This is a genomic window from Eubacteriales bacterium, assembly GCA_041390245.1.
Taxonomy (GTDB): Bacteria; Bacillota; Clostridia; order Christensenellales; family JAWKQI01; genus JAWKQI01.
The window spans coordinates 1-14,862 of the sequence record JAWKQI010000001.1; the positions used below are offsets into that span (position 1 = coordinate 1).

The 14,862-nt window shown below is 38.3% G+C and carries 10 protein-coding genes; all 10 read right to left on the minus strand.

Going from position 1 to position 14,862, the window contains the following annotated elements:
- The coding region (gene smc, locus R2876_00005) for a chromosome segregation protein SMC (protein MEZ4357013.1) at positions 1 to 3,215 on the minus strand (3,215 nt) is incomplete at its 3' end.
- An 86-nt stretch (positions 3,216 to 3,301) separates the two neighbouring features.
- Positions 3,302 to 3,628, minus strand: a complete 327-nt coding sequence (gene trxA, locus R2876_00010; GenBank protein ID MEZ4357014.1) for a thioredoxin — start codon at positions 3,626 to 3,628, stop codon at positions 3,302 to 3,304.
- 47 nt (positions 3,629 to 3,675) lie between these two features.
- Positions 3,676 to 4,374: a tRNA threonylcarbamoyladenosine dehydratase gene (locus tag R2876_00015; protein MEZ4357015.1), complete on the minus strand. Its 699-nt coding sequence runs from the start codon at positions 4,372 to 4,374 to the stop codon at positions 3,676 to 3,678.
- Position 4,375: 1 nt separating this feature from the next.
- Positions 4,376 to 6,160 carry an aspartate--tRNA ligase gene (aspS, locus tag R2876_00020; protein MEZ4357016.1) on the minus strand — a complete coding sequence of 595 codons (1,785 nt, stop codon included), beginning with the start codon at positions 6,158 to 6,160 and terminating at the stop codon, positions 4,376 to 4,378.
- Between the two features lie 15 nt (positions 6,161 to 6,175).
- The gene (gene hisS, locus R2876_00025; GenBank protein MEZ4357017.1) at positions 6,176 to 7,444 is read right to left on the minus strand and encodes a histidine--tRNA ligase; all 1,269 of its coding nucleotides are present in this window, start codon (positions 7,442 to 7,444) and stop codon (positions 6,176 to 6,178) included.
- A gap of 324 nt (positions 7,445 to 7,768) precedes the next feature.
- The gene (gene hemZ / locus R2876_00030) at positions 7,769 to 9,226 is read right to left on the minus strand and encodes a coproporphyrinogen dehydrogenase HemZ (GenBank protein MEZ4357018.1); all 1,458 of its coding nucleotides are present in this window, start codon (positions 9,224 to 9,226) and stop codon (positions 7,769 to 7,771) included.
- Positions 9,223 to 9,846 carry an MBL fold metallo-hydrolase gene (locus R2876_00035; GenBank protein MEZ4357019.1) on the minus strand — a complete coding sequence of 208 codons (624 nt, stop codon included), beginning with the start codon at positions 9,844 to 9,846 and terminating at the stop codon, positions 9,223 to 9,225. The genes hemZ and R2876_00035 overlap by 4 nt, the downstream gene beginning before the upstream one ends.
- Positions 9,847 to 9,853: 7 nt before the next feature.
- Positions 9,854 to 10,297: a D-aminoacyl-tRNA deacylase gene (gene dtd / locus R2876_00040; GenBank protein MEZ4357020.1), complete on the minus strand. Its 444-nt coding sequence runs from the start codon at positions 10,295 to 10,297 to the stop codon at positions 9,854 to 9,856.
- Positions 10,298 to 10,312: 15 nt separating this feature from the next.
- A complete protein-coding gene (locus R2876_00045) occupies positions 10,313 to 12,466 on the minus strand; it encodes a bifunctional (p)ppGpp synthetase/guanosine-3',5'-bis(diphosphate) 3'-pyrophosphohydrolase (protein ID MEZ4357021.1) in 2,154 nt (717 codons plus the stop codon).
- 7 nt (positions 12,467 to 12,473) lie between these two features.
- Positions 12,474 to 14,858: a single-stranded-DNA-specific exonuclease RecJ gene (recJ, locus tag R2876_00050; GenBank protein ID MEZ4357022.1), complete on the minus strand. Its 2,385-nt coding sequence runs from the start codon at positions 14,856 to 14,858 to the stop codon at positions 12,474 to 12,476.
- Positions 14,859 to 14,862 lie beyond the last annotated feature (4 nt).

A 14,862-nucleotide genomic window follows, 5' to 3' on the forward strand; every position in this document is an offset into this window, starting at 1 on the left:
CACTCCATGATATTGCCCTCATCCAATAAAATGAGTTCTGCATGCCCTCCGTTAAACAGGGCTGAAAAAGATTCTTTAAAATATTCGTTTATTATCTTAAACCGATCTCTAAAGTTTTCCTCCATGTATTTAACAAGCTCACAGATAACCTTGTTTAAGTCTTCCTTTGCACGTGATAAATCAGCTGACTGTTCTTTTAAAAATTCGTACCTTTCAGAAGAACGTGCATAGTCTTTTGGCGCATTAGGGTTTATCGGACCCATCTCGCATATTTCTTCTTTTATAGAGCTTAACCGCCTTTGAGATTCTGAAATATTAATGTCCTGTTTAAATTCAAGAGCATTTGCATAAGTCAGCATATATTCGTCCCAAATTCGGTTCTGCGCATTCTCTAAATTTGTTTCTGTCCTCGCTATCGAAACTTCAGCTTTATTTTTCCTATCAGAAATATCGTTTAACCTGTCTTCTATACCTGTTCTTTTATCAATTTGGGATTTTATATCTTCATTTAATTTTTCTTTAATTGATAGGGCGCTATTAAATTCTTCATTTGCTTTACCGGAAGATATTTTAACCTCTTTTAACTCTTCCTCGGCCCCAAATATAAGATTACCGGCCTCATTAAGGTTTTCTTTAAATTTTTCTATTTCATCTGCCTTGTTCTTATTTTCGTTTTCTAAATCTTTAATCTGCGATTTCAGCCTTAAAACAGCCGTTTCCCTGGCTTGCTTGTCCGTTTTAAGAGATGATTCCTGCACTTTAAATAAATTAAGCTCTTCTTTTAATTTATCCAGCTCAAATTCGGCCTGCGCAGATATTTTTTCAAGGGATTTTAAGCTTTCTTCTTTATCTCCTATCAGCTTTTGAACTGCATTGCGCTTTATGCTACCTTTTTCAATGGAAGAATTGATCTTTAGCTTTGTATCTTCATTTTCAGATATTTCAGATGAAATACGCTCAGAGTCTTTTCCTAAATCTTCAAGTTTTGAAAACAAAGACTCAGCTTTTTGCTCCATAGCAGATAATTTCACTTCATAAGCGTGGTTTGAATCAAGCAATTCAGAGCGTTTTTGTTTTCTGCCTGTAAGAGCTATTTCGCTGGTTCTGATATTTAAATTTAAACTTTGGGTTTCATCGTATAAAGAGCCATATGTCTTTTGAGTTTCAGTAAGGATCCTCTCGCGAGACAATAGGTTGAATGTCTTTTTATGTACGCTCCCTCCGGTGATAACACCGCTTGGATTAAAGACATCTCCTTTTAATGTCACAGCCCGGAATGACCCGCACCGCTTCATAACTGAAATTGCGGAATCGATGTCTTTAACTAAAACAGTCCTCGCCAGCAAAAAGTCTATGGCTACCTTAGATTCTTCTTTTATTTCTATAAGCTCGCTTGCAATGCCTATAACTCCATCGTCTTTTAAAAAGCGCCTTTCTTCTGATGATAGATATCTTGCTTTAAGAGTTTTTAACGGGAGAAAAGATACTCTCCCCATATTGTTTTTTCTTAAAAACTCTATTAAATATTTAGCGCCGTATTCATCTTTAACGACTATATTCTGGGCAGCCGCCCCAAGAGCTGTCTCAATCGCTATTTCGTATTCTTCATCTACTTTTATAGCAGAGACGACACTGGATATGATTTTTTCTGATATATCATTTCTGGATTCGGCAGCTTTTAAAAGCGATTTTACGCTTTCATGATACCCTTCGAAACTATCGTTTAGGTCTTTTAACATTTTGATTTGAGAGGATAACTGGTCTAGTTTCCTAAGTTTTTCAGACAATTCCTGTTTTGCGCGTGCGATCGTATCCTCTTCTTTTTTTATATCACTTAATACATTTTCAAGCTGCTTTACAATATCAGTTTTTTGTGTTTGGATTTTAATTTTTTCCTCATTTTGTTCGTCTGTCAGTTTTTGCGTTTGAATAAGCTGGTTACTCACTGAATCTAATGCCTTTTTTAATTCTTCGTTCCTTGTATCAATCGCGTTTTTCTTCGCATCGTCCGCAGCAAGAGCACTTTTTACTTCGGACAATTGATTCATAAGTTTTATTATCTCAGTTTTCACCAGCTCAGCATCTATACCACCGTTATTTTCTCTTAAGTTATTGATTTTTGAATTTAATTCCTCTATGTTTAAGCTAAGATCATTTAATTTTTCTTCAATTTCACTTATGGCAAGGTATTCGTCTTTTATCCCCTGAGTAACATCAGCTATATTTGAAACATTCTTTTGAATTTCTAGATTTAACCGGTTTATCTGGCTGTTTATATTTTCTTTTTTCTCTGTAAAGAGCAATACCTTACCGGTTAAATTTTCTTCTTTTGCTTTAAAGGAAGATATCTTTTCGTTTAACTCGGAAATCCTTTCATCTATGTCGGTAAGGTTAAGCACTGCATTTTCATAGGAATCTTTAGTGACACCTAAATTAAGCGACATCTCGTTGGTTTCGTCTTCTATGCCACTTACTTCTTTTTTTAGCCTTTCAATACGGTCATTTCCATTCTCATATTCTTTTAAAAACAAATTAATTTCTAAGGTTTTTTCTTCTTCTTTAAGTGCTAAGTATTTTTTTGCATTTTCGCATTGTATTTTAATAGGTTCTAAGTGAATTGATAATTCTTCTATAACGTCGTTTACACGTATTAAATTCTCTTCCGTTCTTAACAGCTTTCTTTCTGTCTCTTCTTTAGAAACGCGGTATTTCATGACGCCTGCCGCTTCTTCAAAGACTTTTCTTCTGCTGACTGCCTTCTCATTTAAAATTTCATCGATTTTTCCCTGGCCTACTATAGAGTAGCCTTCTCTGCCTATACCGGTATCGCGGAATAAGTTTAATATATCTTTAAGCCTGCAGGATGTACCATTCAATGAATATTCGCTTTCTCCGGAACGATACATTTTCCTCGATATCTGTATTTCAGAATAATCCGCCATTAAGCGCCCGTCCATATTGTCGAATATAAGTACAACTTCACAATAAGACTTTTGCTTCCTAGTCTGTGTACCGTTAAATATGATGTCCTCCATCTTAGATCCCCTCAGGTTCCTGGCGTTTTGTTCGCCTAGTACCCAAAGGATAGCATCGCAGATGTTGCTTTTCCCAGACCCGTTAGGCCCAACGATCCCGGTGATTTTATTGTCCATTATTATCTCATATTTGTCTGGAAATGATTTAAATCCTGTAAGTTCGATTCGTTTTAAATACAAGGTTTCATCCATCTTTCATTAGTATAATAAACTGGCCCGGGAAATTTCCTAGGTCAGTTTATTATACTACATTTTTATTAACAAATTCAAATATATTTCTGTAACAATGTAATTATAGCAGACTTATTTACAAGCCCTACACTTCTTTCTTTTTCTTCTCCATTTTTAAATACAATTACTGTAGGTATTGTCATGATCCCATATTTTTTTGCAAGGTCATGAGCACTGTCTACATTAACTTTACATACTTTAACTTTATCCGCCATTTCATCTGCAACGGCATCTATTGTCGGTGCAAGCATTCGGCAAGGTCCGCACCAATCTGCCCAGAAATCGACCAATACCGGACCTGATTGTTTTAAAACTTCTTTGTCAAAATCTTCCTGAGAGACATGCATAACTTTTTCGCTCATAGTTTTCACTCCTTTTCATAATTTTTTATTTTCAAAAAGCCAAACTTTTATGAATCTATGATATCCAGTATAACCTGGGAAGCCAGTATCATTCCGGCAACTCCCGGTACAAATGAAATACTTCCGGTCTTATTAGACCCTTTTTCACTGATTATGCCTCTTCCGGCCGTATCCTCATCAGAATAAACTACTTTTAAACTGTCAACCCCTCTTTTTTTTAGCTCTCTTCTTAAAACCCGTGCTATAGGGTCTTTCTTCGTACTGTAAATGTCTGAAACTTTAAAGAGCTCCGGGTGTAGCTTGTTGCCTGTGCCCATAGAAGAGACTACCGGTATGCCGTTAGCTTTACAGTGGCATATTATATCTATTTTAACTGATATCATGTCTATTGCATCAATAACATAGTTTATATCTTTAGTTATATAATCTATCAAGTTGTCCTTAGATAAAAACTCGCATATTTGAGTTACTTTAGCATCTGGGTTTATATCCAAAATACGGTCCTTAAAGACAGATGCTTTGTATTTAAAAAGCGTTGAAGTAAGTGCTATTAACTGTCGGTTTATATTTGTAATATCCACTTTATCGCCGTCAACAAGCACGATATTTGATACTCCTGCCCTTGCCAGAGCTTCCGCAGCAAAAGAGCCGACGCCGCCAAGGCCTATGACAGCAACTTTTGCTTTATTTATCTTTTCAAAGTTTTCTTCTCCTATGGCAAGGATCTCCCTTAAAAACCTATCCATATTATTTTTCTTCTGTTTTTATTTTTAACTCTTTTAATTGTTTCTTACTTACCTGTGAAGGTGCCTTTGTCATCAAACAGGAGGACGTCTGCACCTTTGGAAATGCTATAACGTCGCGTATAGACGGGCTTTTGCTTAAAAGCATCACAAGGCGGTCTAATCCAAAAGCCAATCCGCCATGCGGAGGTGTGCCATACTTGAATGCCTCCAGCAGAAAACCAAAGTTCTCCCATGCAGATTCTTTTGTAAAGCCAAGCGCGGCAAACATTCTCTCCTGCAGCTCCTGGCTGTGTATCCTTATGCTGCCGCCGCCTATCTCATTGCCGTTAAGTACTATATCATACGCTTTAGCGCGGACTTTTTCCGGATCCGTCTCTATTAAATCAAGGTCTTCGTCCATCGGGCTGGTAAATGGATGGTGTTTAGCTGCAAATCGTTTTTCTTCTTCGCTATATTCAAACTGCGGGAATTCAGTTATCCACAGAAGATCAAATACATTTTCATCTATCAAATCAAGTTTTTCTGCCAGTTTCAAACGAAGGTGCCCTAAAGAATCAAATACTATCTTATCCTTGTCGCCGACAAAGAAGATTATATCTCCCTTCTGCGCATCCAAACGTTTTAGAAGTGCATCTAATTGCTCTTTTGTAAAGAACTTTACGATTGGCGATTGGATCTCATCTTCCTTCATGGATATCCATGCCATTCCCTTTGCACCGTATATTTTTACGTATTCGACAAGAGAATCTATTTCCCTTCTTGCAAATTTATCTGCGCTGCCCTTAACGTTTATAGCGCGGACGCTTCCACCTTTTTGGACTATGGAGGCAAAGACCTTAAAATCCGTATTTACAACCAAGTCGCTAACATCGGTTAATTCTAGACCAAACCTTGTATCCGGTTTATCAGAACCGAAACGGTCCATTGCTTCTTTATAAGTCAAACGCCTTAGGGGCGTCTTTATCCCAATTCCCATTATCTCATTAAAAAGTTTCTTTAAAAATCCCTCGTTTACAGCTATAACATCATCTACGTCTACAAAGGACATCTCCAAATCTATCTGGGTGAATTCCGGCTGCCTGTCTGAACGCAGGTCCTCGTCTCTAAAGCATTTAGCTATCTGCATGTATTTATCATACCCAGATACCATCAACAGCTGTTTTAAAAGCTGAGGGGACTGCGGTAATGCAAAAAACTTGCCCGGCTGCACACGGCTTGGGACTAAGTAGTCTCTTGCGCCTTCAGGTGTGCTTTTTGTAAGTATCGGCGTTTCTATCTCTAAAAATCCATTTTCGTTATAATAGTTTCTTGCGCACATGGCTATATTATGCCTTAGCACCATATTGGCCTGCATCTTAGGGCGGCGCAAATCCAGGTATCTATGCGTTAATCTTAATTCTTCCTTAACCTTTATATCATCATCTATTTCAAAAGGAAGCACTTCAGACTTGGAAAGTATTTTTAAATCCGTAGCTTTGACTTCTATATATCCTGTTTTAATTTTAGGGTTGATAGTATCTTCAGAACGTTTGACTATTTCCCCGGTAACCGCCAGCACGAATTCGCTTCTAATACTCTCTACATCTTTAAAGTTGCCTTTGAAAACGCTTTCATCGAAAACCGACTGCATTATCCCTGTTCTGTCGCGAAGGTCTACAAAAATAAGCCCGCCTAAATCACGCCTGGTTTGCACCCAACCCATTAAAACTACTTTTTTCCCTATGTCTTTGGCTGTAAAGTCCGTTGTATAGCCTGTTCTTTTTAAACTGCCCATCTGCTCGCTCATATGTTTTTTCTCCTGCTAAAAATTAAAAATTTTTGATAATTCTTTTATTATATTATGAGAGTTTATCTCTCTTTCATTTCCTTCTTTCATATCGCGCAATTTAACTACGCCTTTTTTAAGTTCATCGCCGCCTATTACTATTACATATTTAGCGCCTATCTTGTTTGCATACTTAAACTGTGCTTTCATGCTCCTGCCCATATGGTCGGTTTCCGTGCTGATGCCTTTATCTCTAAGTTCCTGTGCCATCTTAAACCCGCTAAGTTTGGCCTCGTCTCCCTGAGTGCATATATATACATCGGCAAAGTCGCCGCCAAAAAATGCAATTCCCTGGGATTCCATGACTATCAAAAGCCTCTCTATCCCAAGCCCAAAACCTATTCCTGGCGTTTTCGGCCCGCCAAGCTGCTCAATAAGCCCGTCGTATCTTCCACCGCCGCATACCGTGCCTTGTGCACCTATATCGGTAGATATTATCTCAAATACCGTCTTTTCATAATAATCAAGCCCTCTCACTATATAAGGGTTAACGCTGTATGAAATGCCAAGAGACTCAAGATAACCCTTAAGCATTTCAAAGTGGTTTTGGCACTCCTCACATAAACACTCTAATATAACAGGAGCGTTTTTAATTACCGGCGCACAGGATTCTTCTTTGCAATCTAAAATCCTCAACGGGTTTTTATTCAGCCTCTCCCTGCATGTTTTACAAAGGTTGCCTTTATTGCTATTAAAATATTCCTTTAGTTTTTGATTATAATCAGGTCTGCATTTTGAACACCCTATGCTGTTTATGTTAAGTTTAAGACCTTTAATGCCAAGCTTTTTAAAAAGCGTAAGTGCTATGCTGATAATTTCAGCATCTATAGAAGCCTCCGCCGCGCCAAACACCTCAACGCCAAACTGGTGATGCTCCCTAAGCCTCCCTGCCTGCGGGTTTTCATATCTAAATACAGGGGTTGAAAGATAGTATAGCTTTGTCGGCTGAGCATCTGCATACAAGCTGTTTTCTATAAAGCTTCTTGCTACTCCTGCCGTACCTTCCGGTTTCAATGTAATAGAACGCCCGCCCTTATCCAAGAACGTATACATTTCCTTCTGGACTATATCTGTAGTATCACCGACACCGCGTGCAAAAAGCTCTGTATGTTCAAATACAGGCGTCCTTATCTCTTTAAATGCAAAAGCGGCGCAGACCTCACGTATAGTCTTTTCTATAAACTGCCACTTGTAACTATCCTGCGGAAGCAGATCTTTAGTACCTTTCGGCGCTTTTGTAAGCATCATTTTTTCCCTCTCTTAATATTTATATAAAATAAAAAACCTTGCCCAACTAAACTAGGGACGAGGTTTTAACTTACCCGCGGTACCACCCGAATTCTCTTTTAATAAAAAGAGCACTTTTACCGCATAACGCACGGCTTTACGTCATGGCTTTTGGCCATAAAACTCCAAACTGTTAGAAAAATTCATGCGGTTCAAGCTCCCAGTTATAACTTGCACTCCCTTTAACACATGTTATAATATTTTCCCTGTTTTATCATCGTTTTTTTCATAAATATTATATCTTTTTTAAAAACCTGTGTCAACTTATGGAATTATCTTAATTTAGAGCAGGCATTTGAATAAATCCCTTTTTCTTTCAATCATTTCATCGGTTCTTTCCAAATAGTTTTTAAGATCAGAGACATTGACTGCGCGCTCTATCCTGTTCCCTTTATCAAATACGCGTTTTGATATTGCTCCCGCACCAAATGCAATAATAGAGACTGCCTCTTCCATTATGTCTATATTATAAACACATTCTTTACCATCTTTTGAAAAACCTACGTTTTCCAGATTTCCCATCATGTGTTTTTGGCGATACAGATAGTATGGCTTAAAACCATTCTCATATGCCTTTTTCTGGCAGACATTTACCATGTTTTCAACTATACTTCCATCAGTGAAACTATATTCGCCGCTTAAATTAAATTTAGATGCGCGTTTTATCGCAAGGGTATGCACAGTCAGGTTTTCCGGATTTAGTTTCATTATACCATCAAGTGTTTTTATAATATCTGATTCAGTTTCACCGGGCAGGCCGACTATTATGTCTACATTTATATTGTCAAAGCCCATGCCTTTAGCCAATTCATAGCTGTCAAAAAACTGCTTTATCGTATGTGCCCTGCCTATCTTTGCAAGAGTTAGTTCGTTTAGCGTCTGCGGATTTATGCTTATCCTTAAAACATTTGCATCTTTCATTAACTTTAGCTTTTCTCTGGTAATAGAATCCGGCCTTCCTGCCTCTACGCAAAATTCCATGTTCGGAGTGAAAACATTCAAGAGCGCATCTAAAAGAGCTGAGAAATGTTTCTCATCTAAAGCGCTTGGCGTTCCTCCGCCTATGTATATTGAACGTACGGCAGCATTGATATCCTTCATACTGTTAATTTCAATAATCAGCTTTTCAATATAATCGTCTACGTACTTTGAAAACTTCTTAATGTCATTAGATGCGAAAGAACAATAAGCGCATCTGGAAGGGCAAAACGGGATACCAACATATACATCTATATCATTTTCTTTTATGCTTTCAAGTATATTTTTTTGGCTATTTATTGTGTCTTGAGTCAAACGCACTTTGTCTTCCCTTACATCGTAGTCGTTTAAAAACGCATTCTTTGCAAAGGCTTTTCCCTTTACAGATGATATATCCCTGAAAAACTTGGTAGGCCTTATGCCTGTTAGAGACCCCCACGGCGGCGAAATTTTAAAATATTCTTTTAAAAGCCTGAAAACACATATTTTTAGAGTATGCTTTTTCTGCCGTTTATTAAAAATCGCCCCGCCCGGTTCTTTTTTCGTGCCGTGATTAAAAGTTTTGCTTATAATACTATCGACAAACAAAGCGCTATGCGCATTAAAGGTAATATCAGTCTCCTCTATCTCTGCGCATACCAAAAGGCCGCCGGTTATTTCATCTACCCTTTTTACTGTGGCTCCGGGAATAAATATCCTTATTTCATCACTTAATTCATTGAAAAATTCAGGGGTGTTGGTTTTTAAAAATATCTCTGTCATACAAAAAACACATTATTTAGTTTTTCATCTTTAAGAGTGGTTTTTGGGCCGTGGCCGGGATAGACTATGTAATCTTTTTGAAGCCCTCCTAAAACCACCTTTACCGAGTGTCTTATCTGGCCCTCGTCACTGTGCGGAAAAGAAGTATTGCCTATATTCCTATAAAACAGCGTGTCTCCGGTAAAAATAGCGTCCTCTATTATATAAGACACGCAGCCGGGAGTATGCCCCGGGGTGTTTAATACTTTAATGCTAAGCCCTGCCAAGTCAAGTACTTCACCGCCGTTTAACAGTTTATCTGCCTGAACTGTAGTAAGGTTATAGCCAAAACAAATTAATGACAGGTTTTTAATAGCATCTGATAACATATCGGCATCGTTTTTATGTATGTAAACCGGGGCACCTGTAGCTTTTTTCACTTTGCTGAGCGCCCCTATATGGTCGAAATGGCCGTGTGTTAGAAGTATTGCATCAAGCGTTACATTTCTTTCGTTGAGTGTCTTTAAAATTGTCTCAGAATTGTCTCCCGGGTCTATAAGTAAAGCTTTTGAATTTTTTTCATTTATAACTATATAGATATTTTCATCCATGCTCAAAGTCTTTATAGATACTACTTCCATCTTTTGATTACCTTCTGCTATCCAAAATTATTGTAACTGGTCCTTTATTGATCAATGAAATTTCCATGTTGGCCTGAAAACACCCGGTAGATACTTTAAGTCCGCTTTTAATAAATTTACCGACAGCCAGTTCGTATAGCTCGTTTGCCTTCTCAGGTTTTGCCGCATCAATGAAACTTGGCCTTCTGCCTTTTTTTAAATCCGCTAAAAGTGTAAACTGAGATACCACCATAATATCTCCGCCTACATCTAAGACAGACAGATTCATCTTGCCATCGCCGTCTTCAAATATACGAAGGTTGATACACTTGTCCACTATATAATCGGCGTCGCTTTCCTTATCTCCTTCTTCAACTCCTAAAAGAACCAGCAAACCGCCGCCTATGCTGCCGCATAACTTCCCGTCTATATTAACTGCCGCATTTTTTACCCTTTGCAGTACTGCCCTCATATATAAGCCTCTTTTCTAGTGGCTTCCAATCCTAAAAACCTCTTTGACGCTTTCTATATTTTTAAGTTTGTTTATAAGCCCATCCAAATGCTCTTTGCTCTTTATCTCTACTGTTAACTTAATGGAGGCCATATGGTTTTTCATGCTCCTTGCGTTTATGCCAGATAATGATAAATTAAGGTCATTTATCTTAGAAGTTATATCTGCAATAAGCCCTTTCCTATCGGCGGCAACAACTTCTATTTCAACTTCATAGCTGTAATTTTCATCCTCAAGCCAGCTGACTTCTATTAACCTGCCTTTTTCAAAATCTATATCGTTTATATTCGTACAGTCCTTTCTATGAACAGAAACACCGCGGCCGCGTGTGATATAACCTATTATATCGTCGCCCGGAACAGGGTTGCAGCATTTGGCAAAACGTATGACCATCTGCCCGTATCCTTTAACGGTAACGCCGCTTTTACGCCTGTTTTGAGTATCTTTTTTAAGCTGTATTTCCTCTAAAGGTATTTCTTCTTTATTAGTCTTTTTTATTTCTTCTATAAACCTGTTAATTATCTGCCCGGTGCTTATGCCACCGAAACCCACGGCAGCATACATATCGTCTATAGATTTCAAAGTAAACTTTTTAAAAATATTGCTTATAAAATCTGGCTGAAGCAGTTTTTGCAGGTCAAACCCATATCTTTTGGCTTCTTTTTCGAGCATTTCTCGGCCCTTGGCTATGTTTTCGTCCTTAGATTCACGCTTAAAATAGTTTCTTATTTTGCTTCGTGCCGAGTTGGTTTTTATAAATTTAAGCCAATCGCGGCTGGGGCCTTTTGAAGTCTGAGATGTTATTATCTCAACTATATCCCCTGTCTTTAATTTATAATCTAGGGTGACTATCTTACCGTTTACCTTTGCGCCGACACACTTGTCGCCGATTTCGCTGTGTATAGCGTATGCAAAATCTATAGGAGTTGAGCCCTTTGGGAAATCTTTGACTTTACCTTTCGGTGTAAATACAAATACATCCTCCTGGAAAATATCCAGTTTTAAGTATTCTACAAATTCCTTAGAATCCTTTAAATCTTTCTGCCACTCTAATATTTCCCTTATCCAGACTAATTTATCATCTGTTTTAGTCTTTTTTTCCTTCTCCTTATACTGCCAGTGCGCTGCGATACCATATTCAGCTATTTTATGCATTTCATAAGTTCTTATCTGCACTTCGAAAGGCTGCCCGTTGGCACCTAGCAGTGTAGTATGAAGGGACTGATACATGTTTTGCTTAGGCACCGCAATATAATCCTTAAACCGGCCGGGTATCGGTTTCCAAAGCGTATGTACTATTCCAAGAACACCGTAACAGTCTTTAACGCTGTTTACGATGATCCTTATTGCGGTTATATCGTAAATTTCATCAAATGTCTTATTTTTTTCCTGCATCTTAGAATAGATGCTGTATATATGTTTCGGGCGGCCTGCTATCTCCGCCTTTATATTTACAGGGACAAGGCCTTTTTGCACCTGTTCTATGACCTGCTTAATTTCATCCTCGCGCTCGGCACGGGTGCGTGCAAGCCTTTGCTTTAAGTCTGCATATATCTCCGGTTCTATATATTTAAACGACAGGTCTTCTAGTTCCCACTGTATGCTGCTGATACCAAGTCGGTTTGCAATAGGTGCATATATTTCAAGCGTTTCCTTTGCCTTTTCATGCTGCTTTTCTTCCGGCTGAAATTGCAGCGTCCTCATATTATGCAGCCTGTCTGCAAGTTTTATCAAAATAACGCGTATGTCGTTTGCCATGGCAAGGACCATTTTTCTGATAGACTCTGCTTCTCTTTCCTCACGCGATCTATAATCGAGCACATTCATCTTAGTGACGCTGTCTACCAAAACTGCGACTTCACTACCGAATCTTGCCCGTATCATATCAGTAGTAACGTCTGTATCTTCAACGACATCATGTAAAAGCGAAGCAATAATAGTAGTCTCATCCATACCAAGCTCTGCCAGTATGATAGCTACTTCATACGGATGGCTAAAATAAGGTTCTCCGGACAGACGGTTTTGCCCGCTATGAGCTTTTTTTGCAAACTCTAAAGCAGTTTTTATTTTTTCCGTATCCGCAGAAGGATAATTCTTTTTAACTTCCTTTAAAATGTCTTTCACTAAAATCACCTTTTCAAATGTCGTTTGCTATATCGTAAAAAGCGTTGAAAACAGCGCTGTCCTTTAAGTTGCTTTTCTCATGGCTTTTTGCTCCGCTTTTTAAATTAACATATATTCTATCATCTATTTTGATTTGTATCAACGATAGTTCTGCAAAAACGCTTAACGCGAAGAAAAGCTTATCGATAGTTATATTAAGCGCTTTTAAAAAAGTCTCTGCAATCAATATCGGCTTGCCGTTATCCGGTTTAATCCTTTTAAGGGCGATGTATACCTTTAAGAGTTCATCCCTGTCCATAAAAGAGTCTTTAGCTCTTTTAACATATTTCTCCTTTAAATCATCTGGAAAAATGTTTTTTACATCGTTTGCCCCGCTTGTGCCTATTGCAAACACATTTTTAAACTTAGAAACGTTTATGCTCCCGATCCTGTTTTTAAATGTTATGGTATTTACCGTACCGTTATAATCCCGATATACGTTTAAGGATACTTTCCCTTCTTTTATCCTTTCTTTGAATGCTTCGTTATCCATTATCCAGCTAAACGCTTCTTTAGTGTTAGCTATAATAAGCGTGCCTGTATCCGATTTATCTAATTGAGTAAGCGCTTGCTCAAAAGTTTCGTATCCTTTTTTATTAAAGCTGCAGATTTCTTTTATAAAAAGTTCGTTTAGAATGTTTAAATCTTCATCTATCAAGTCTTTTACCGTATTTTCATCACAGTTAGATTTGATTGCGCGTACAATAAGCTGCAGCTGGTTGTCAAAACTGTTTACTTCCGGCTGGAAAACTATGTCTATACATCTTGGAACGATATCATAAAGCTTTTTAAAACCAAAATTAATCGCATTGATGTTAATATCATCTTTTGATAGAACCATTCTTAAATGTTCTTTTACTCCCTTTCCGATAAACTCGTATTTTGATACGTCTACATTTTTCATAAGGAATAATGGCTGTTCGTTCCCGCAGCCAAAAGGTCTTAGCATGTTAAGTTCCAAAAGCAATTTCTGATTCATGTCACTTGGCGATAATTCTTCATCATATAAAATGCTCTTTTGTACCTTTAAACCTTTTGTCTTTTCAAGCAGATACTCATTTATCCGCTGTTCAAAAAGCTCTATGTCTTCCTGCTTTACCGTCATTCCGGCCGCAGCCGCATGCCCGCCGAACCTAACCAAAATATCTTTTACGCTTAAAAGAGCATCGTGTATGTTTATCCCGTTCACGCTTCTGGCAGACCCGGTATACATTCCGTTTGCATAGCCGAAGACAATTACAGGCATATTATACTTTTCTGCAATATAAGAAGCGGCGATCCCTACGACACCAACGGCAAAACTTTTGTCCCAAATCACTAATATAGCTTTTTCATCAATAGGTATACCTGATAATATCTTCTCTATACGCTGTTCAATATACTTCTCAGTATCCTGCCTTTTCTTGTTTAACAGGCAAAGCTGCTTTGCTGCTTGATGCGTAAATTCGTCTTCTTGTTCCGCAATCAGCAGGTTAAGCGCGGCAAAAGCAGAATCCATTCTGCTTGCAGCATTTATTCTGGAAACAACGCCAAATGCAACATTTTCTTCCGTTACCTTGCCCAAAGTAAGGCCGGCTTCTTTTATCAAACATAAAAGCCCCGGAAGAGGGTTTGCGTTTAGCTTTTTAAGCCCTGTCTTTACGATAACCCTGTTTTCAGATATGAGAGGTACTATGTCCCCGATAGTGCCGACAGCCGCCAAATCTATATACTTTTCAGCTTCATCTAAGCCATAAAGCGCATGTATTGTTTTAAATGCAAGCCCGGACCCACATAATTCTTTAAACGGGTAATCACATCCCTTTTGCTTTGGGTTTACTATAGCAACAGCATCAGGCAATGTATCCGGGCACTCATGATGGTCTATTATAACGGTCTTTATACCCGCTTTCGTTGCTGCGTTTACTTGTTTTGCATCTTTTATGCCGCAATCCAGCATAACTAAAAGCTCAGTGCCGTTCAAGAGTATCTTTTCAATGGCGTTTTCGTTTAGGCCATACCCTTCGTCTGTCCTATGGGGAGTATATATGTCTGCTTTTGCGCCTTTGCTTGAAAGGCAAAGGTACATTTGGGCCCCTGCCGTCGTACCGTCTGCATCGTAGTCGCAATAGATCGTTATCTTCTTTCCTAAATCAACAGCGTCTTTTATCGCTTCAACGCATTTATCCATGCCCTTTAATAGCATCGGATCATAAAACGCCTCTTTGTATGAGAAAAAGTCCTCAGCTTTTAATATCGTATTGATCCCGCGCGAAACCAGTAACCTTGCAGTTGCGCTTTCAAGTTCAAGGTCTTTTGCAAGTTTATCTGCTTTTTTTAGTTCTTTAATTGTAAGATCATATTTTTTCTTGAAAAGCATTAAT

Bases quoted from the DNA above. Each gene is read 5' to 3' on its own strand.
- R2876_00035 (MEZ4357019.1), bottom strand. From the start codon at position 9,846: ATGGAAGTAGTATCTATAAAGACTTTGAGCATGGATGAAAATATCTAT.
- hemZ (MEZ4357018.1), bottom strand. From the start codon at position 9,226: ATGACAGAGATATTTTTAAAAACCAACACCCCTGAATTTTTCAATGAA.
- R2876_00015 (MEZ4357015.1), bottom strand. From the start codon at position 4,374: ATGGATAGGTTTTTAAGGGAGATCCTTGCCATAGGAGAAGAAAACTTT.
- trxA (MEZ4357014.1), bottom strand. From the start codon at position 3,628: ATGAGCGAAAAAGTTATGCATGTCTCTCAGGAAGATTTTGACAAAGAA.
- recJ (MEZ4357022.1), bottom strand. From the start codon at position 14,858: ATGCTTTTCAAGAAAAAATATGATCTTACAATTAAAGAACTAAAAAAA.
- aspS (MEZ4357016.1), bottom strand. From the start codon at position 6,160: ATGAGCGAGCAGATGGGCAGTTTAAAAAGAACAGGCTATACAACGGAC.
- hisS (MEZ4357017.1), bottom strand. From the start codon at position 7,444: ATGCTTACAAAAGCGCCGAAAGGTACTAAAGATCTGCTTCCGCAGGAT.
- dtd (MEZ4357020.1), bottom strand. From the start codon at position 10,297: ATGAGGGCAGTACTGCAAAGGGTAAAAAATGCGGCAGTTAATATAGAC.